The organism is Cognaticolwellia mytili (assembly GCF_002104475.1).
Classification (GTDB): Bacteria; Pseudomonadota; Gammaproteobacteria; order Enterobacterales; family Alteromonadaceae; genus Cognaticolwellia; species Cognaticolwellia mytili.
In genome coordinates this window covers 94,477-115,043 of record NZ_NBOF01000003.1, presented here as the reverse complement: position 1 = coordinate 115,043, position 20,567 = coordinate 94,477, and the positions used below count along the sequence as shown (strand labels likewise).

At 38.8% G+C, this 20,567-nt stretch carries 18 protein-coding genes; 10 read left to right on the top strand and 8 right to left on the bottom strand.

What is annotated here, in order from left to right; translation table 11 throughout:
• Positions 1-357 precede the first annotated feature (357 nt).
• The 3 genes from trmB to B7C41_RS10105 form a co-directional block, all read right to left on the bottom strand.
• Complete coding sequence (gene trmB, locus B7C41_RS10115) at positions 358-1,050, bottom strand: tRNA (guanine(46)-N(7))-methyltransferase TrmB (protein WP_085298818.1); 693 nt, start codon at positions 1,048-1,050, stop codon at positions 358-360.
• Positions 1,051-1,129: 79 nt separating this feature from the next.
• Complete coding sequence (locus tag B7C41_RS10110) at positions 1,130-1,903, bottom strand: ABC transporter permease (RefSeq protein ID WP_085298817.1); 774 nt, start codon at positions 1,901-1,903, stop codon at positions 1,130-1,132.
• 5 nt (positions 1,904-1,908) lie between these two features.
• Positions 1,909-2,850: an ABC transporter ATP-binding protein gene (locus B7C41_RS10105; protein ID WP_085298816.1), complete on the bottom strand. Its 942-nt coding sequence runs from the start codon at positions 2,848-2,850 to the stop codon at positions 1,909-1,911.
• A 215-nt stretch (positions 2,851-3,065) separates the two neighbouring features.
• On the opposite strand from B7C41_RS10105, the gene B7C41_RS10100 reads away from it, so the two are divergent.
• Positions 3,066-5,369: a S9 family peptidase gene (locus tag B7C41_RS10100; protein WP_085298815.1), complete on the top strand. Its 2,304-nt coding sequence runs from the start codon at positions 3,066-3,068 to the stop codon at positions 5,367-5,369.
• Positions 5,370-5,490: 121 nt separating this feature from the next.
• On the opposite strand, the gene efp is transcribed toward B7C41_RS10100, so the two are convergent.
• Positions 5,491-6,063, bottom strand: coding sequence for an elongation factor P (efp, locus tag B7C41_RS10095; protein WP_085298814.1), 573 nt, complete (start codon positions 6,061-6,063; stop codon positions 5,491-5,493).
• A gap of 58 nt (positions 6,064-6,121) precedes the next feature.
• Between efp and epmB the strand changes: the two genes are divergently transcribed.
• Positions 6,122-7,138, top strand: coding sequence for an EF-P beta-lysylation protein EpmB (gene epmB, locus B7C41_RS10090; RefSeq protein WP_085299435.1), 1,017 nt, complete (start codon positions 6,122-6,124; stop codon positions 7,136-7,138).
• A gap of 37 nt (positions 7,139-7,175) precedes the next feature.
• Positions 7,176-7,472: a hypothetical protein gene (locus tag B7C41_RS10085; protein WP_085298813.1), complete on the top strand. Its 297-nt coding sequence runs from the start codon at positions 7,176-7,178 to the stop codon at positions 7,470-7,472.
• 79 nt (positions 7,473-7,551) lie between these two features.
• Here B7C41_RS10085 and B7C41_RS10080 read toward each other — a convergent pair whose 3' ends face one another.
• The 3 genes from B7C41_RS10080 to B7C41_RS10070 form a co-directional block, all read right to left on the bottom strand.
• Positions 7,552-8,043, bottom strand: a complete 492-nt coding sequence (locus tag B7C41_RS10080; RefSeq protein ID WP_085298812.1) for a DUF3016 domain-containing protein — start codon at positions 8,041-8,043, stop codon at positions 7,552-7,554.
• A 244-nt stretch (positions 8,044-8,287) separates the two neighbouring features.
• Entirely contained in the window at positions 8,288-8,794 is a 507-nt protein-coding gene (locus tag B7C41_RS10075) for a DUF3016 domain-containing protein (RefSeq protein ID WP_085298811.1), read from the bottom strand.
• Between the two features lie 432 nt (positions 8,795-9,226).
• Positions 9,227-11,737 carry a TonB-dependent receptor plug domain-containing protein gene (locus B7C41_RS10070; RefSeq protein ID WP_235839709.1) on the bottom strand — a complete coding sequence of 837 codons (2,511 nt, stop codon included), beginning with the start codon at positions 11,735-11,737 and terminating at the stop codon, positions 9,227-9,229.
• Between the two features lie 603 nt (positions 11,738-12,340).
• On the opposite strand from B7C41_RS10070, the gene B7C41_RS10065 reads away from it, so the two are divergent.
• The 7 genes from B7C41_RS10065 (at position 12,341) to kynA (ending at position 19,514) form a co-directional block, all read left to right on the top strand.
• A complete protein-coding gene (locus tag B7C41_RS10065) occupies positions 12,341-13,798 on the top strand; it encodes a 2-hydroxymuconic semialdehyde dehydrogenase (RefSeq protein ID WP_085298809.1) in 1,458 nt (485 codons plus the stop codon).
• A gap of 92 nt (positions 13,799-13,890) precedes the next feature.
• Complete coding sequence (locus tag B7C41_RS10060; RefSeq protein ID WP_085298808.1) at positions 13,891-14,355, top strand: RidA family protein; 465 nt, start codon at positions 13,891-13,893, stop codon at positions 14,353-14,355.
• Positions 14,348-14,947 (top strand): 3-hydroxyanthranilate 3,4-dioxygenase, encoded by a 600-nt coding sequence (locus tag B7C41_RS10055; protein WP_085298807.1) that lies wholly within the window; start codon positions 14,348-14,350, stop codon positions 14,945-14,947. Before B7C41_RS10060 ends, B7C41_RS10055 begins: the two co-directional genes overlap by 8 nt.
• Positions 14,944-15,972 carry an amidohydrolase family protein gene (locus B7C41_RS10050; protein ID WP_085298806.1) on the top strand — a complete coding sequence of 343 codons (1,029 nt, stop codon included), beginning with the start codon at positions 14,944-14,946 and terminating at the stop codon, positions 15,970-15,972. Before B7C41_RS10055 ends, B7C41_RS10050 begins: the two co-directional genes overlap by 4 nt.
• A gap of 11 nt (positions 15,973-15,983) precedes the next feature.
• The gene (kynU, locus tag B7C41_RS10045) at positions 15,984-17,267 is read left to right on the top strand and encodes a kynureninase (RefSeq protein ID WP_085298805.1); all 1,284 of its coding nucleotides are present in this window, start codon (positions 15,984-15,986) and stop codon (positions 17,265-17,267) included.
• Position 17,268: 1 nt separating this feature from the next.
• On the top strand, positions 17,269-18,669 hold the full coding sequence (locus tag B7C41_RS10040; protein ID WP_085298804.1) for an FAD-dependent oxidoreductase: 1,401 nt from the start codon (positions 17,269-17,271) through the stop codon (positions 18,667-18,669).
• A complete protein-coding gene (kynA, locus tag B7C41_RS10035; RefSeq protein WP_085298803.1) occupies positions 18,666-19,514 on the top strand; it encodes a tryptophan 2,3-dioxygenase in 849 nt (282 codons plus the stop codon). The genes B7C41_RS10040 and kynA overlap by 4 nt, the downstream gene beginning before the upstream one ends.
• Positions 19,515-19,578: 64 nt before the next feature.
• On the opposite strand, the gene B7C41_RS10030 is transcribed toward kynA, so the two are convergent.
• A complete protein-coding gene (locus B7C41_RS10030) occupies positions 19,579-20,565 on the bottom strand; it encodes a hypothetical protein (RefSeq protein ID WP_085298802.1) in 987 nt (328 codons plus the stop codon).
• Positions 20,566-20,567 lie beyond the last annotated feature (2 nt).

Below are 20,567 nucleotides of genomic sequence, written 5' to 3'. Positions count from 1 at the left end.
AAATTTTCGGCAAAAGTCTCGTTTTTTCAACTCAATTACGCTTTATAACCATAATATTGAAGATAAAGCGTGAAAATTAAGCCAGCAATGTCGCGGCGTAAACTAGCGCTAGCTCAACAATTGCTAAGCTGCTTAAGGCCATCATCAATACTGTTTTTTTAATATTGTTAGTCATGTTATTCATCCTAAATTACAAATTGATATACCGAGGTATAATCAACTTTCAGGCCAAAAACACAATCAATTGAAATATAAAGAAAAAACAAAGAGAAGCAAAAAATACAAATTTTAATATTAAGGTGATTGGCTAAATAAGTGTAAATCTAGCCAATTAGTTGGAACTTTAACTATTGCTAATTAGTTCTTAGCAATAGTTAATTGCCAACATACTTGACCACTAGCCTGATACTTTGCTTCGAACGGTGTTAACGGCTGCTCGTCATTAACTTTTGAAATACTACCGAAGAAATCCATAACACCAGCCGCAACCTGAAATTCTTGCAGGTATAACTGCCAATTACTGCGGAGAATTATTTCATTACCTACGGCAATAATTTGCGGGAAAACCGCACTACCATGCCAGCGTCTTTGTACGTGTTTCGCTTTTGGCCAAGGATTAGGATACAAAATATAATGCTTGTCGACAGGCCATTTAGCAGCAACAACCAAGCGGTAAAAGTCATTTAAATCGGCACGCACAAGGTGGTAATTATCAACAATTCCTTCACCATCATCTCGTTTAACGTCATCAACATTACGCGTAATGCGATGTGCTGACTTATCAACACCAATCACTAAAGCATTAGGGTTTTGTTTTGCTAACAATCGGGTACTTTGGCCAACACCACAGCAAGAGTCTAAAATCACAGGCCCTGAAAATGATTGCACAATAGCATCCATTTCATCGAAGGCTTGTTGCGTATGTGCCTGTATCGGCTTTTGTGACGGATGCTCAATATGCTTAGCAACAATCTCTGCTAGCTTTTCATGTATACCAGGTTGATTAGTCACAATGGCTTTAGAATCGCCGGTGATTTCTGTAGAGCTCATTACCATTTACCTATAAATTTTCAAAAGTTCACGCACTATGCTCAAGTTACTTGGCTAGATAGTGCGCGCTTAATAACAGCTAGCTTCTTAAGCCAATACCTTTAGTGATCAATACCATAGCGATTGTGTACAAGCTGACAATAAAAACACCTAGTACAGAGAAAGACAGCACTAAACTAACATCAGTAATTCCTAAAAATCCATATCTAAAGGCATTGACCATATAGACGATAGGGTTTATTTGCGATACGCCTTGCCAAAATTCAGGCAATAAACTAATCGAATAAAACACACCACCTAAATAGGTTAATGGCGTTAAAATAAAGGTTGGGATAATCGAAATATCGTCAAAGCTGCCAGCAAAAATAGCGTTTATTAGTCCGCCTAAAGCAAAGGTGGCAGAGGTCAATGCAACCGTTGCGATAATCACCCAAATATTATGAATTTGTATATCGACAAAAAACATTGCTACGAAAGTGACAATACTGCCAACTAACATGCCACGCGCCATACCGCCGCCAACATAGCCGGCAACGATAACCCAATTTGGTACTGGTGCTACAAGCATTTCTTCCACATTACGCTGCCACTTGGCACTAAAAAATGACGAAGCGACATTGGAATACGAGTTAGTAATAACACTCATCATGATTAACCCAGGCACGATAAATGACATATAGTCAAAGCCGCCCATTTCGCCAATACGAGCACCAATTAGTGAGCCAAAAATGACAAAATACAAACTAATAGTAATTGCTGGTGGTACAAGAGTTTGCACCCAAATACGCATAAAACGGTGAATTTCTTTATGTAGAATACTTTTTAGCGCGATAATATTTCTTGCTGCAATCATCTAACTTACTCCTCTATCGCACTGGTTGCTAATTCTTGTCCACTACCAACTAAACTAACAAATAGCTCTTCTAGTCGATTACTTTTATTTCGCATACTCAACACTTCAATACTCTGTTGTGTTAACTCAGTAAATACTTGATTTATGGTTTGACACTTTTTCACATCAACTTCTAACGTGTGATCGTCAACAACTCGAAAGCAAAAACCAGTCAATTGTGCTGGCTTGCTGTTAGGCTTTAAATCAAACACAAAGGTTTCTACGTCTAACTTAGCCAATAAAGACTTCATATCGGTATTTTCAACAATAATACCCGAGTCGATAATAGCAATATTTCGACAAAGCATTTCTGCTTCTTCAAGGTAGTGGGTTGTTAAAATAATGGTGATGCCTTGCTGGTTTAATTCACGAAGGAATTCCCACATTGAACGTCTAAGTTCAATATCAACACCCGCCGTTGGCTCATCAAGTATTAACATTTTAGGTTCGTGCATTAACGCTCTAGCAATCATTAGACGACGTTTCATGCCACCGGAAAGCATACGTGCGGCGTCGTTTCTTTTGTCCCATAAATCGAGCTGTTTTAAATACTTTTCTGCCCGTTCAACGGCTATTGAACGTTCAACACCGTAATAGCCTGCTTGGTTAACTAGAATTTTCATTAAGGGTTCAAACTGATTAAAGTTGAACTCTTGTGGCACTAGACCAATGAAGCTTTTAGCTGCTTCTAATTCTTGGTCAATATCATGGCCAAAAACAGCTACTTTCCCTGCAGTTTTATTTACTAGTGAAGTGATAATGCCAATGGTAGTCGACTTACCGGCACCATTAGGGCCAAGTAAAGCAAAAAAGTCACCCTGATTCACCGTAAGGTCAATACCTTTGAGTGCCTGAAAACCACCTTTATAAGTTTTTTCTAACCCTGATATTGTTAATGCCGATTGCATAGCAGATCCCAAAATATTTGCGTCCCTTTAAGGTGGGGGCAAGTTAAATGTTTTCAATAAGAAATAGTCATTGTTATCAAGCAAATTATACACACCACTTATTACTCTGCGAAATAAGCCAATTCATGTCGAACAAGCATAAAATTGCGATGAACATATTTGCCTTGTCATTGTATACAATTTACAGTTAGGGCAATGAAAAATAAGGAACGACTATGTTTACAGCCAAATTAACTCGCTGGTGTGCATTCGCCGCCATCTCGGTATCACTTGTTGCCTGTCAAAGTACCGCTGACAAATCTGCTACTGGAAATAATACAAGCAAAAATCCATTAAGCCTTGAACGTATTTACCAAGAAGGTGAGTTTACTTCTCAGTGGCTTGGCCGCATTCGTTGGTTAGCTGATGGCAGTGGCTATACCGCTGTTGAGAAGTCAGCAACAACCAAAAAAGACGAAGACGGAAAAGAGCAAAGTATTGGCAAAGAAATTGTTTTCTACGATCCCAATACATTGGCGCGAACCGTACTTATATCAGCGGAGCAATTAACACCTGACGGTGAAAAAAAGCCACTCGCCATTGACAATTACCTTTGGTCAGATGATCGTGCACAAGTTTTGCTTTACACCAATAGTAAAAAGGTATGGCGCTCAAATAGTCGTGGCGACTACTGGATATTAAATCTAGCGACTAATCAATTACAACAATTGGGTGGTAAAGACGTTAAAGCCAGTAGCTTAATGTTTGCTAAATTTTCACCTGATGGCAGCAAAGTAGCTTATGTTACTGATAATAATATTTACCTAGAAACGCTTAGCAACAACCACATTAGCCAATTAACCTCTGATGCCGGCAATGGTATTATTAATGGCTTATTTGATTGGGTATATGAAGAAGAGTTTTCTATTCGTGATGGCTTTCGTTGGAGCCCTGACGGCAAAAATATCGCTTATTGGCAATTAGATACCCAAGGCAGCAAAGACTTCATCATGATCAATAACACAGATGAACTTTATCCAACCTTAACTAAGTTCCCTTACCCAAAAGTTGGCGAAGAAAATGCATTGGCAAAAATAGGTATTGTAAACCTCGACAGCAAGAAAACGGTTTGGGCAAAGTTACCGAATAACTCGCGCGAAATGTACATTCCTCGCATGAATTGGTCTGGTAATTCAGAGCAAGTGCTAATTCAGCATGTTAATCGTAAGCAAGACACCAACAAACTTTATCTGACTAACCCTAATAGCGGTAAAGTTGACCTAATAATGACCGAGCAAGAAGAAACCTTTCTAGACTTTTATGATGACGCTCGTTGGTTAGAGAATGGTGATGATTTCATTTGGAAAAGTGAGCGTTCAGGTTGGAGACATATTTACAAAATTTCTCGTGATGGCACTAACATCGTCAACTTAACAGACGGTGCTTTTGATATTACCGATATACAAGCCGTTGATGAAAAGAATGGCTGGGTATATTTTATTGCTTCGCCAGATGACGTTGCTCAGCGCTATTTATATCGCAGTAAGCTAGATGGAACCTTATCAAATCAACGAGTAACACCTGAAGAATTTTCAGGTTCAAATCGCTACCAAATGTCGCCAGATGGTCAGTGGGCCATTCACTCTCATTCAAGCTTTTCTAAACCAACAAAAAAAAGTTTAATAAAAGTATCAGGCCACCAAAGTAAACACTTGCTGATGGCGAACAAAAAGCTAAATGAGAAAATGGCTGCTTTGGCAAAACCTGAACATGAGTTTTTTCAAGTAACTGCACAAGATGGCGTAGTACTTGATGGTTACATCATGCGACCTGCTGATTTTGATGCCAGTAAAAAGTATCCAATAATTTTCTATGTATACGGCGAACCTGCAGGACAAACAGCACAAGATAGATGGCGTGGAAATGCATATTTTTGGGATCAAATGCTAACTGAGCAAGGCTTCATTGTTGCCTCTATTGATAACCGTGGTACACCAGCACCTAAAGGAAGAGAGTGGCGTAAATCTATTTATGGTGCGGTCGGAATTTTATCATCTCGTGATCAAGCTGATGCACTAAAAGCAATGACTGAACGTTGGTCATATATAGATTCAAACCGTGTTGGTATTTGGGGACATTCTGGTGGCGGCTCAATGACATTGAACATGCTATTTCGTTACCCTGAACTTTATAAAGTAGGCATTTCTCTAGCACCAGTAGCCGATCAACGCTTATATGACAGTATTTACCAAGAACGCTACTCTGGTTTATTAACTGACTATGCAGAAAGTTATAAGCAAGGTTCACCAATTACTCATGCTAAGAACTTACAAGGTAAGTTGTTATTAGTTCATGGCACAGGTGATGATAACGTTCATTACCAAGGCACTGAGCGATTAATTAACGAGTTAATTAAACATAACCGTCAGTTTGACTTTATGTCTTATCCGAACAGAAGTCATGGCATTCGGGAAGGTGAAGGAACAACGTTACATTTAAAAACAATGATGACTGATTATTTTAATGAGCATTTAAAATAAGCTGTATTTGCGCTAATAATTGCCGCTCGTTAACATCTCAGTAAACATGGCGCACAGCTTGTATTGAAGACAAAAAAGCCTGCAAATGCAGGCTTTTTTATATACTAAACTTTAGTCAACATTAAGACTTACCTGCGCGTGATACATACTCACCAGAGCGAGTGTCAATTTTAACTACTTCGCCTATTTGCACAAATAGTGGTACACGTATTACAGCACCTGTTACTAGTGTTGCTGGTTTGCCACCAGTGCCTGCAGTATCACCTTTCAAACCTGGATCAGTATCTGTGATTTCTAATTCAACAAAGTTAGCTGGTTGCACTGAGATTGGCGAGTTATTCCATAACGTGATAGTAACGATGTCACCTTCTTTTAGCCATTTTTCATTCTCACCTACCGCTTTGTTTTCTGCTGCGATTTGTTCAAATGTTTCGTTATTCATAAAGTGAAAGAATTCACCATCAGCATAAAGGTAAGCTAATTCAACTTCCATTACATCAGCGCCTTCAAGACTTTCACCTGACTTATACGTTTTTTCTAATACTTTACCCGATATTAGCTTGCGAATTTTAATACGGTTAAACGCTTGTCCTTTACCTGGCTTTACGATTTCATTATCGATAATGTTACAAGGTTCACCATCAATCATTAATTTAAGTCCAGCTTTGAACTGGTTAGTGCTAAAATTAGCCATAATTATTATGCTCGCTCGTTCACGTTGTACACGTAAAGGTTAAAAATTGAATATAGAAATGCCGCAAATAATAACCCAAATCAGCGACAGATTGCACACTTCTTGGCAAAAAGAATTGGCAAATGTTATTACAGATCCAAAAACACTATTAGAATTGCTTAAAATTACACCAGAAGAGTATCAACAGCATTTCAGTGCTCGTAAATTATTTCCGGTTAGAGTGCCCCGTCCATTGCTATCTAGAATGAAAAAAGGCGATATAAATGACCCTATTCTCAAACAAGTTATGCCTCTTGACTCGGAATTCACTATCACCGATGGATATAGCCAAGATCCATTAGAAGAACACGACACAGTTGCTCCTGGCTTATTGCACAAATATAAGCACCGAGTGTTAATGATGGTTAAAACCGGTTGCGCCATTAATTGCCGCTATTGTTTTCGTCGCCACTTTCCTTATGCAGATAACAGCCCAAATAAAGTACGCTGGCAACAAGCACTAAGCTACATTCAAAACCATAGTGAAATCAACGAAGTTATTTTTAGTGGTGGCGACCCATTAATGGCCAATGATGAGCATTTACTGTGGCTAATTAATGAAATTGAGCAAATCCCTCATGTGAAACGTTTACGCATTCATACTCGTTTGCCAATTGTTATCCCGCAACGTATAACGCCAGCGTTGGTCAGCGCTTTAGCAAAAACTAGACTTAAATCAACTGTCGTTTTTCATATCAATCATGCCAACGAAATTAATGAAGACGTTATTCAAGCAATTGAACCTTTAATTGCGGCAAGGATTCCATTATTTAATCAAAGTGTGTTATTAAAAGGCATCAACGACGATGCAAATACACTAGCAGAATTAAGCGAGCAATTATTTGATAGCGGTATTCAACCTTATTACTTGCACCTATTCGATAAAGTACAAGGCGTTGCCCATTTCGATATTGACGAACAAACAGCTAAAAAAATTATTTTGCAGTTAATGGCGATCCTGCCTGGGTACTTAATGCCAAAACTTGTCAGAGAAATAGCTGGCGAGGCTAACAAAACACCAATCAATTTGGCATAATAGCGTTATTGAATAGACCAAACGAATATGAGTAATTATGAGCGAAGCTGTACACAAACAATTAATCGAAAATATTTCGATAATTTTAAAGAAATCATTGGCAGCTGATGCCACCTTAACAACATTGCGTGAAGCTAAACAAGCAGGATTTTCAGCAATATTTACTGCTGATGCAGGATTTAAATGTTCCGCTAACACTTTTCAACCTTATGTTGAAGAAGTAGCAAATGATTTAGTTTTTTGGCAAAAAACATCTGATCAACAAACGTTGATCACGATAGTTAAAAAAATTGAGCAATTGTTTAATGTATTAAGTAAATTTGAACAGAATTAATCATTTAAATTTCATAGATAAAAAACGCAGCTAAGCTGCGTTTTTTTATTTCTACTGATTAATAGCTTAAATAAACAGGCTATTCAGCGAAGGCATCTTTAAACCAATCATCAAGCATATTTTTTTCATATGACAAAAAGTGATTTCGATCATTACTAAAGCGACTATTGGTTAAAAATCGCATGTCTTTTAATGAAACATCTTCACTTTTCACGAGGTTATTATTTGCATCTCGCAATTGATATGAAAACTCCATACGCGGGAAATATATTTCTTTTACTAACCGCGCACGATCAGTCCCTGTAGACCGAACATCACCAGCTAAATCAACATTCGTAATATCCAATATTAACTTTTGATTTGCAGGCAATTGATTTGCAAGTTTATTAAAATATTTTTCAAAAGATTTAAAAGTTTTCTCTTTAAAATTCATTCGGTGTCTATCACCAGCATCAATATCAGCATAATTTTCTGGTTCAGTCCACTTGACTTCCAAGCTTGCCGCAAATGCAACTGATTGTTGCCCTAAAAATAGCGCACTACCGATTAAAAAAGTTGTAAATATTTTCATAACATTTCCTTCCATTTATTTGTTACACAATAATATTTAAAAAGGATCAAGTCCCTTTGCCATTTTGCTAACGTAAATATACCTATCATATTAAAGCTATTAGTTGGACTTTTAATATAGCAGACACAAAACTCCGCGCAATTAACATACAATTAACATAACTTATGCAACTATGCAACACGATAGTCATTTTCAGTTGGTGTCGTAGATAAATGACGCAACAAAACTATATAAGATAAGCATATTATTTGTCCGTTAACGCTTGATCCATTAAAAAGGCATTTTTAAACCAATCATCAAGCATTTTTTTCTCATAACCTAGGGATTGATTACGATATTTAAGGCCATTGTGTATCAAGAAACCCATATCTTTTAACGAAACCTCTTCACTTTTAACGACTATGTTGTCAGCATTTAGCAGCTGATAAGTAAATTTCATCCTAGGAAAATAAATATCTTTCACCACACGAATACGATTTATGCCACCGTGACGTACATCACCAGCCAGATCGATATTAGTAATATCTAATGCTAGCTTTTGATTTTCAGGTAGTCTCGCTGCTAACTTAGCAAAGTGTTTTTCAAAAGATTTAAAGGTTCTTTCTTTAAAGTGCTTTCGGTGTTCTTCGCCTGCATCAATATCAGAGTATTTATCTGAATTTGTCCATTTCACTTCAACATCAGCTGCTTGTACACTAGTAATAGGGCACAATGCCGATGCAACTATTAAATAGGCTATTGATTTCTTCATGGATATACCTTCTTTTATATTTCTTAAACTCAGTATAGTAAACCTTATTCGGTCAGGAAAGTGTGTATAAAATTGTTAAGAACACCAGTATTAGTGTTAATGAGGTTTATGAAATTGTGCTAACGCCATATTAATAACATAAATTTAACATTTGGCTCACAAGAATTAAAACAACGAAGTTCAAACACGGACTAACTTGTTTTTACACCATAAATAGGCTTTTTATTTCTGAGCTATATTCCAATAAAAAAATAATTTAATCGTCTATTTAAAAATACAGGATTCATATTCTAATGACTTAGATATACGAGTTACTAAATGAAGAGAAAATTTCAAACGAATGCTAAGTTTTAAGTAAAAAATGCCAGCATAAAAACTGGCATCCTTTATATTCAAGCATAAATAAATTTCACTAAACTTAATTAACTATAATTAAAACGTCATACTGACTTTTCCGTAAACATATCGCCCAGTAAATCCGAAAGGAGAAAAACCGGAATAAGAAAATAGTCTAGAGAATGTAGTGACGTCATCAACCAAATCTCGTGTTGCATCAGGGTAAACATCAAACAAATTATTAGCGCCTAAAGTAAATTTAATATTGTCTGTCACTGCATAGCTAACATCGAGATCAGTCACCCATTTTTCAGGTAATACTTCATTACGTTCAGGATTTTCTGACGGATCTTGTGTTTCGCCATAACGAGTTGTTCTCAAAGTAGTATTCCAGCGCTCATTATTCCATACCGCACTTAGGTTTAATTTGCTTTTAGGAGAACCCACTTCAAAACGGCGAATTTCATTACCTGAGAATAAATTTCCTTGATCAAACCCTGCACCTTGTAATACAGCTGGTGGATCAATGATGTTAGTTACTTCGTTCTTGTTATAGTTAAAACCTGCATTAAGTAGCAAGTTACCCATTTCTTCCATATCCATCGAGTATGTTGCAACAACGTCGACGCCTTTAGTAGTGCTATCAATGGCGTTTAAGAAAAATCGTGCTCTGTTAGCGTCAGTACCGGCTAATAGTGCTTCAACTTCAGGGCCGGATAGGTTATTCGATAAAACAATACGATCATCAATATCAATGCGGTAATAGTCAACTGACAAGCTAAACTCAGCCATTGGTGTCCAAGTAAAGCCACCGCCAATACTTATTGAATCTTCAGCATCGAGTCCAGGAGAGCCCAGTGCTTTGGCTACATCACTACTTGGCGAAAAAGTGCCAGTTTCTGTTGGTAAACCATCGACGAATACGGTAGAAATAGAAGTAAAGTGCTGTTGCTGTAAAGAAGGAGCTCTAAAACCTGTTGATGCAGAAAAACGTAACGCAAAGTCATCACTTAATGTCACTCGGTTCGCAATTTTACTATTTATGGTAGAACCGAAGTCAGAATAATCTTCAAAGCGAGTCGCAACCGTTAAATTCCATACTTCAGTAATGTCAGCTTCTAAATCAATATAGGCGCTAACGTTGTGTCGGCTATTATCGCCAGCAGATGAAGGTGTAAAACCAGGAAAAACTTGTGAGCCTGAAGCTCCAAATGGACCATTAACAGAGTCAGTTACCTCACCACCGCGACCAAATGTACCTCGTTCATATGAAGCTGTTTCACCAGCTTCAATTTGATATCCTTCGTTTCTATATTCAAAACCAAAAGCAACATTTAAGCTACTATCAAACATATCAACATCAAATTCTCTGCTAAAATCAGCATTCAAAGTCAGTTGATCATACGTTAAAGTACCGGCATCAAACTCAGTTTGACTGGCAGAACCCATTGATGTGTTTAGGCTATTAGTAACACCAAAATTGAATTCATCTTTACCGTAAACTGCCGATACATCATAATTAAAATCGCTAATATAGCCACGTAAACCTGTAGCAATTGAATAGTCTGTAATATCTGAAGTAATTACCGGCAAAAAGCCATCTGGGTAAATGCTTAATATATTACGAGAGTCTTTTGCACGGCGATAAAAACCACCGCTTTCCCCTTCTCTTACGCTATAAGAACCGAATGCATAAAGCTCTGTATCTTCATCAAGGAAATAGCCGCTATTTACAAACAATGCAAAGTCTTCAACTTCACCGTTGCCAAAGTTATGATTATACCTACTAATTTCAAGTTCACGGGGGTCTAGGCTACCATTTTCGCTACCGTCATCAATTCGAGCATAGTTTTCTCTTTTATCATAATCAGCACGATTTGACGCATTGCGTTCGCGAAACTCAACTGACACATTGACAAAACCATCTTCTCCAAGAGCAAAGCCTGAGTTACCTCTTAAGGTCAATGTTTGTCCATCAGTAACGTCTCTGTCGCCACCTTCAGTGAATAATAAATTACCATCACCATCTATACTCGTTGAAGTCAGACTTGGCACACCATCCATTGTTGTTACGTTGGCACCATAAGTTACAGATGCTGAGCCACCACTATCTGCCTTTTTAAGCACAATATTGATCACCCCTGCAATAGCATCCGACCCATACTGAGCAGCAGCACCATCACGTAATATTTCAATGCGTTCTATGGCATTTGCAGGGATAGCGTTCATATCTACAGCAGAAGAGCCTCGACCCGAAGAACCATTTAGATTCAGTAACGCACTGCTATGACGGCGCTTTCCGTTAATAAGCACTAATGTATGATCAGGTGCTAAACCTCTTAATTGCGCGGGCCTTACATGATCGGTACCATCTGTAAGCGAAGGCTGAGGAAAATTAAAACTTGGTAATAATGTGCCTAAAATCTGATTAGTTTCAGTAAGGCCTGTATTTGCAATTGATTCTGCATCGATAATATCGATTGGTACAGGGCTATCTTCAATACTTCGCCCTAAACGTCGCGAACCAATTACGCTAATTTTTTCTATTTCCTCAGTCGCTTCACCTTCTTGTGCAAAAGCGCTAGAGGATACCGTTATTGTCGACATAGCTATAGCTGATGCGATTAATGACAGTGTTGGCTTTATCATTTTATTATTAAATATCATATAATTGTACTTCCATTGTTCTGAGGTGTGACCAAAGATTAATCAATATATTCTTGTAACATAGAATTAACAAGGTTGAAAATGATACAAATTATTTTACTATTTGACACGTGACGAATCAGGCAAGCACTATTGAAATGATATCGATGGCATTATGCCGTGTAGAATATCATCATCTGCTGGCCAGCTAATTAAAAATTCATCCTAATCATCCATTTAAAATAATCTAAGAAAAAATATTAAAATATATATCTAAGCTTGATACTCACCAAAACATACGTTAAATACGTACTTATCTAGCCTTAGAAAGTAAGCCATTGAAAAAGTATGTTTTATCATTTTTCATGACAATAAAATAAAACTCTCACTCCTTTCAGCCATTCCCATTTTTTATTTGTACTCAAGTTAAAACATTAAACATTCATCTTTTGAATGTAAAAATCAAATTAATAAAATTATAGTTATTTATTAAAGGTAACTACTATGATTACCAATGAATACATTTGCGGTTTTAGCAACAAACATACGATATAGGGTTAAATCATGACTGCTCCATCTATGCTTGCGTCATATATCAACGGAAAATTTATCGATAGTGAGCATTACTTCGATAATATCAATCCTGTTGACGGTAGCGTTATTTCGAAAATATCTGAAGCAAATCATCAAATGATTGATGAAGCGGTAGCTGCGGCCAAAGCCAGTAAGTGGGCACAGCTCACCGTGAACGAGCGCAGTATATTACTTAATAAAGTTGCCGACGTTATGCGGGAACGAGAGCAAGCATTTATTGATGCTGAGATGGCGGATACCGGCAAGTCATTATTTCAGGTGCAAACGATTGATATCCCACGAGGTACGGCTAATTTTCGTTTCTTTGCCGACTTAGTTAAATTCTCTGCCAGCGAAAGCTTTATTACCGATACGCCACAAGGCACAAAAGCCTTGAACTACAGTGTTAATAAACCACTGGGTGTTGTTGCTATTATCTCTCCGTGGAATCTGCCTTTATTACTCGCTACTTGGAAGATTGCTCCGGCAATGGCTTGTGGCAACAGTGTTATTTTTAAGCCTTCAGAAGAAACCTCGTCGACGGCATTCTTACTGGCACAGGTTATGGATGAAGTTGGTATACCTAAAGGCGCTTTCAACTTAGTTCTAGGCCGAGGACATGCAGTAGGCGACGCCATTACCAGCCATAAAGAAATTGACGCTATTACCTTCACAGGAGCCTCGGCAACCGGACAAAAAATTATGGCATCGGCAGCAGCAACGGTAAAACCTATTTCTTTTGAATTAGGCGGTAAAAATTCTGCCGTTGTTTTCAATGATGCCGATATCGATAAAGCCGTTGCCGGTGTTGCACGTTCAACCTTCACCAATTGCGGGCAGGTTTGCTTGTGTACCGAAAAAGTTTATGTACATAGATCATTGTTTAGTGAATTTGTTAACAAACTCAAGCAGCAGGCAGCAGCAATAAAAATTGGTTACCCAAGCGATAAAGATGTTTTTATGGGGCCATTAGTCTCAAAAGTACATCAACAAAAAGTACTTTCTTATTATCAACTTGCTCGAGAAGAAGGAGCAATAGTAGAGCACGGTGGTGGAGTGCCAAAATTTGGTGACGCGCGCGATAGCGGTTGTTATATCGACCCCACGATCCTAACAGGCCTTGACGATCATGCTCGTATTAATCAAGAAGAAATATTTGGTCCCGTATGCCACGTTTCTCCCTTTGACGATGAAGCCGAAGTAATAAAACGCGTAAACGACACTCCATATGGGTTAGCAGCATCATTATGGACAGAAAACTTATCGCGTGCACATCGGGTAGCACCACAAATTGACGTTGGTTTGGTTTGGGTAAACACATGGTTTTTACGTGATCTTAGAACACCTTTTGGTGGCACTAAACTCTCGGGTGTTGGTCGTGAAGGCGGTCAACATTCCTTAGCGTTTTATAGCGAGCCAAGCAATATTTGTATCCATATTGATCAATAGAAAGTTCGCTAGCAGCACGTTAACGAGTACACATTAGCGAATAAATAATTGCTGAGTAAATACCCAGCAAGTACATGACAAATGAGTAAATTATGAATAATTCAAAGCAGAGCAAAGTGGTCAGAGGTAAAGCAACTCCTAGAGGAAAGTTCCCCCATGTTAAACGCGCTGGAGACTTTCTTTATATATCAGGTACTAGCTCTCGCCTACCAGACAACAGCTTTGCTGGTGTCGAAGTCGACGAAATGGGCAGTACAAACTTATGTATTGCCAGTCAAACCCGTGCAGTTATCCAAAACATCGCTGACATTCTTGCTTCGATGGATGCGAGCCTAAGCGACTTGGTTGAAATATCGACCTTTTTAGTCAATATGAACGACTTTCGCCAATACAACCAAGTATATGCAGAATTTTTTGATTTTGACGGGCCTACCCGCACCACGGTTGCCGTACATCAGTTACCACATCCACATTTATTAATCGAATGTAAAGCTGTCGCCTATAAGCCACTAGCGGCAATGTCACAAAGAGAGAATAAGGAAGCATCTGATGTCTAAAATGGCCGCATTTAATTTTCAACGTTGGATTGAAGAGCATAAGCACCTACTTAAACCGCCCGTAGGTAATGTGCAAATATGGACAGATACCGACTTGATGGTCACGGTAGTTGGTGGTCCAAATCAACGTACCGATTTTCATGATGATCCCGTTGAAGAATTCTTCTATCAACTTAAAGGCGACATGGTGCTTAAAGTGATTGAAGACGGCAAACATCGCGAGGTATTTATTCGCGAAGGTGATATATTTTTCTTACCGGCTCATGTTCGTCATTCACCGCAACGCCCAATGGCAGGCAGTATAGGTTTAGTTATTGAACCTAAGCGTCCCGACGGAGATAAAGATGCTTTCGAATGGTATTGCTTTAAATGTGACGCCTTAGTGCACCGAGTAGAAGTACAACTAAAATCTATTGTTAACGATTTACCACCACTTTATAACGCGTTTTACCAAGACATGGCAGCACGTACTTGCGATTCATGTGGCGAACTACACCCAGGTAAAGAACCACCGAAAGGTTGGGTTAGCCTTGAAGATAAATCGTCTAGCGTAACATCACCTGAGGAAAGTTCACCTGAGGAAAAATCATGAACGTAATTGATATTCACTCGCACTTTTTTCCTAAAGACTGGCCGAGTTTAACTGAACGCTTTGGTGGTGATGACTGGCCATGGTTACGTCATAGTGCTGATAGTAATGATGACAGCGCTATGTTGATGTGCGGCGAACAAGAATTTAGACCGATATACTCCGCTTGTTGGGATGGTAATAAACGTCTTGAAGAGATGGATCGTGATGGTGTTGAAAAACAAATTATTTCGGCAACGCCAATATTATTCGGCTATGAACGCCCTGTCGAACAAGCACTTTACTGTGCACAGTTATTTAATGATGCCGCACGTGAAATTTGTCAGATAAACCCGCAACGTTTATTTTCACTAGCACAAGTACCATTACAAGACCTCAACGCTTCATGTAAAGAAGCCTCCCGTGCTAAAGCAACGGGTCATGTTGGTATTCAAATCGGCAATCATGTTGGTTTGAAGAATATGGACGACGATACGGTTCTTGCCTTTCTTGAACATTGTGCCAACGAAGATATTGCCATATTCGTTCACCCTTGGGACATGATGGCCAGTGAGCGCACCAAAGATTACATGATGGGTTGGACTGTCGGCATGCCTGCCGAAACCCAACTTTCAATAGTTTCTATGATACTCGGTGGCGGTTTTGACCGAGTCAGTAGTAAACTAAAAATATGCTTTGCGCATGGTGGTGGTTCATTTGCATTTTTACTCGGCCGTTTAGAAAACGCCTGGCATCATCGAGATATTGCGCGTGGAAAGTCTAAGTATCCACCGAGCCATTACCTTAACCGTTTTTTCCTTGATACCGCAGTGTTTGACCACGATTCGCTGGAATTACTAGTCAAAAAAATGGGTTGTAACCGACTCATGTTTGGCACTGACTACCCTTTCCCATTGGGTGAACAACAAATGGGACAACTGATCAAAACCGCACCAACATTATCTGATCACGACAAACAAAAGTTGCTGGCGAGTAATGCCGAATCTTTTTTCGATTTAAGACCGATATCAGAGCAATTTCAAGTTTAGGGAAGTAACTTATGAAGCACGAAAATACACTAGCTTATGCACAGCAGCAAGATGCACAAGACCCGATGGCAGGTTATCGAGAACAATTTCATCATCCAGTTATCGACGGTAAGCAAGTTCTTTACTTTACTGGTAACTCGCTCGGATTACAGCCTAAAAGTGCACGTGAATATGTTAATAAAGAGCTCGACGAATGGGCAAAATTAGGCGTGGAAGGACATTTTATCGCGGAGAACCCTTGGGTTAGTTATCACGAACTACTCACGCCTGCTTCAGCGCGTTTAGTGGGCGCAAAAGAATCTGAAGTAGTTTGTATGGGCTCGCTCACCAATAACTTACATTTACTTTTTGTTTCCTTTTATAAGCCAACGGCCAAGCGTTTTAAAATTATCAGTGAAGCTAAAATGTTTCCTTCAGACCGCTATTTACTGGAAACTCAGGCGAGACACCACGGCTTTAATCCTGACGAAGCGATCATCGAAATTGCGCCACGAGACGGCGAATACTTAATTCATGAAGACGACATTATTGCCGCAATTGAAGAGCACAGCGACGAATTAGCCTTAGTATTTTTTGGCGGCATGAATTATTTTACTGGTCAGCTATTTGATATGGAAAAACTGACTAAGACAGCCCATCAACACGGTGCACTTGCTGGTTTTGATTTAGCACATGCTGCCGGTAACGTGCCACTTGAAATGCATAAATGGAATGTCGACTTTGCCGCTTGGTGTACCTACAAGTATATCAATTCAAGTGCTGGTAATGTAGCGGGATTATTTGTCCACGAACGCCATGGTGACGATACCTCTATCAACCGTTTTGGTGGCTGGTGGGGTCATAACAAAGAGCGTCGTTTCTTAATGGAAAATACTTTCGATCCAATGAAAGGCGCTGAAGGTTGGCAACTCAGTAATGCCCCCGTTATGGGCATGGCAATATTAAGAGCCTCTTTAGATATATTCGATGAAGCGGGCATTCATAACTTGCGTGCTAAAAGCCTTAAATTAACTAGCTACCTTGAGTTTATCTTTAACGATGTTGTGCAACAATTTCCTGATATCAAATTAGAGATTATTACGCCAAGCAATCCTGAGCAGCGTGGTGCTCAGCTGTCTATAAAACTTATTGGTACTGATAAAAGCTTCTTTGATCAGCTCACTAAAGCCGGTGTTATTAGCGATTTTCGTTCACCCGATGTCATCAGACTAGCGCCAGCACCTTTGTATAATAGTTTTGAAGACGTTTATCAGTTTGGCAACACTCTACATAGCTTACTGTCACAATGGAGATAGCATGACTCAATCAACTAAAACAATCACTATTGCCGGAGCTGGCCCTGTTGGCGCCCTGCTCACGGTTATGTTGGCAAGACAAGGCTATAAAGTTGACCTATTTGAGTCACGCGATGATTCGCGCCGCAGCGATATTTATCAAGGTAAATCTATCAACATCGCATTATCAGACCGCGGTTGGTTAGCACTTGAAGCCGTAGGAATTGCTGAGGAAGTAAAACGTGAAGCCATCCCTATGTATCACCGCGTTATGCATGACCTTGAAGGCAACTTAACTAGGCAAGCTTATGGTAAAGAAAACCAAGCAATTTGGTCAGTGTCACGTTCTAAAATAAATGAACAGTTGGTTTCACTAGCCGAGCAAGAACCAAGTGCATCATTACACTTTAATCACCACCTTACTGACGTTGATTTTGATAGCACCACGCTAACCTTCAATACCGAAGCAGGGCAAGTAATACACAGTAGCGACCTACTTTTTGGTGCAGATGGCGCGTTTTCCAAAGTACGCAGAAAAATGCAAGAAATTCCTCGCAAGCGTATAAGCTACAGCCTTGAATATATGCCGCAAAGCTATATCGAGCTCAATATTCCCGCGGGCGCTGACCATAGTCATCAGCTGGAAAAAGAAGCGCTGCACATCTGGCCACGTAAAGACTTTATGTTAATCGCTTTACCTAACCCAGACGGTAGCTTCACTTGTACATTGTTTATGAATCAAGAGGGCGAAATCTCCTTTGATGCTTTGCAAAAACGTGATGACGTAGCCGATTTTTTTCAAACTTACTTTAGCGATGCTTTAGCTTTAATCGACAACCCTGTTGATGAGTTTATCAAACGAAAAGCTTCACCTTTGTCGTTAGTGCATATTTACCCTTGGGTGGTTAATAACAATGTAGCTTTGATAGGTGATGCAGCACACGCCATGGTGCCGTTTTACGGTCAAGGCATGAATAGCGGTTTTGAAGATTGTCGAGTGCTAAACGAACTGATTTCTCTTCATAAGGAAAATCACAAGCAAAGTCACCAAGACTGGTCTGAAATACTGTCTCAATATCAGCTGCAACGTAAACCTAATGGTGATGCTATTATTGAACTTGCTAAGCGTAACTTTATTGAAATGAGTGACTTATCAGGCAATGCTGATTTTCAACTGTGTAAAAAAATTGAAGCTAATTTTCATCAACGCTACCCGAAACTATGGCTGCCTTTATACTCTATGGTAACATTCTCACCACATACGCCCTACAGCGAAGCACTGCGCATAGGCGATATACAAAAAGACATTATGCGCGAAATCATGGCGCTACCGAACATAGCAGAGCGCTGGCAAGACGAAGATATTTATCAGCATTTGCACGAGTTAACCATCAACCAAGATTTGGGGGTAAAAAACACATGAGCTGCCCACACCAGACAAATTACCGTGCAATAGAAGACTCTATTCACACGGACTTTAAAGAAGATATGTCTTATGGCGATTACTTATGTCTTGAGAAAATATTATCGGCACAGCATCTACAAAGTGATCAACACGATGAAATGCTGTTTGTCATCATACATCAAGCCAGTGAGCTATGGTTAAAGCTTGCCGGTCATGAACTTAGCGCAGCTATGCGTTATGTTAAAGACGGCGATTTTGGCAACGCTTTTAAAGTTATATCGCGCATGAAGCAAATCATCAGACAACTGACCCAGTCTTGGGATATTCTGTCGACACTTACGCCAGTTGACTACCTTAAGTTTCGTGATGATCTGGGTCACTCATCGGGGTTTCAATCCTTTGGTTATCGCAAAATTGAGTTCTTACTAGGTAACAAAAATGCTTCATTACTCAAAGTTCATGAAAGTAATCCTACGGTTCATAGCGAATTGAAAACCATACTTGAACAACCCAGCTTGTACGATGAAGTAATTACTGCACTGCATAATAAAGGCTTAAATATCGATGCCGGCGCGCTCAACCGAGACGTTACTCTGCCGTATCAAAGTAATGACTCAGTAGTTAACGCTTGGCTAACGATTTACCAAAATCCAGAGCAATATTTTGAATACTATGAGCTAGCAGAAAAACTAGTCGATATTGAAGATACTATTCAGCAATGGCGTTTCAAACATATGTCTACCGTGATGAGAATTATTGGTAACAAAATGGGCACAGGCGGTTCATCGGGCGTAGATTTTCTTAAAAAGGCGCTAGATATCAGCTTCTTTCCTGAGCTTTATACTGTAAGGACAAAACTCTAGGTTATTTAGATGACTTTCAGCTTAGTTTTTAACTAAGCTATTGATTAATTAAAATATCAAACACTCATGATTCAGTACTAAGGTTAACTAGCTGATGAATAGCTTCATCCTCAATAAGTAAATAATTACCTAACAGCAAGCTCGCTACTTTTTCTTTTATTGCTGCAGGTTTTCGGGAGTACATCATTCGCGCTAGCAGGGGAATAAAATTATTTATGTGTTCAAGGTTATTCTCAATTATTTCCAGCCCGTAAAAATTAATAATGTAAGACTCATCTTCCAACGCTAATTCTGCCCATTGCTTAATATTTTCTGGAAAGCGCGCAACTACACTTAAATACACTTCGCCCCTAATTATTTCAGCTCCATCATGCTTTAAAATCTCAGTTAGAACCTCTTTGCTGCTATCATGATCTAGTAATTTAGCACTATAAACTCCCAGCCTTCGTTCATCATCATTAGCAGATTTTAACTGCTGAAAAACATCATAATATTGAGGGTTATCGGTTAATAAAGGGCTATTTTGATAAGGTGATACATAGTTTGAACTTGGCTTATGAACAATTCCTAAACCTGAAAGTAGTGGCATTAACTCTTGATGAACTGATAGTGAAGCAATAATGTTTTCAATATCGTCCTCATCGAGACTTAATAAAGCAAGAATTGCAGCTTCTTTCAGTTGAATATCTGTATTCGCATTCACCAAATAAAACAAAAGAGGCATAGACGATATACTATGCAAGGGTAAATATTTTATTGCTAATAATTGTGATTCAAAATTGCCAGAATAAACCATTTTTTCGAGTTGACTATAATTGTAATTATCAACTAAATTTCCAACTAAAAATGGCTCAATGACTAATTTTTTTACATTACCTCCCTCTAATGCAAAAGCGGTATCTGCAGCTAGTGTATTTTTATCCACCATTGCAATAAAGTTAGTACTAACCGCAACAACTGTCGTACTTGAAGACTTATAAACGTTATAACTCAACATAAAAATAACCAAAAAAGGAAGCCAAAGTATAAAATTTCTCTTAATTTTTGACATTA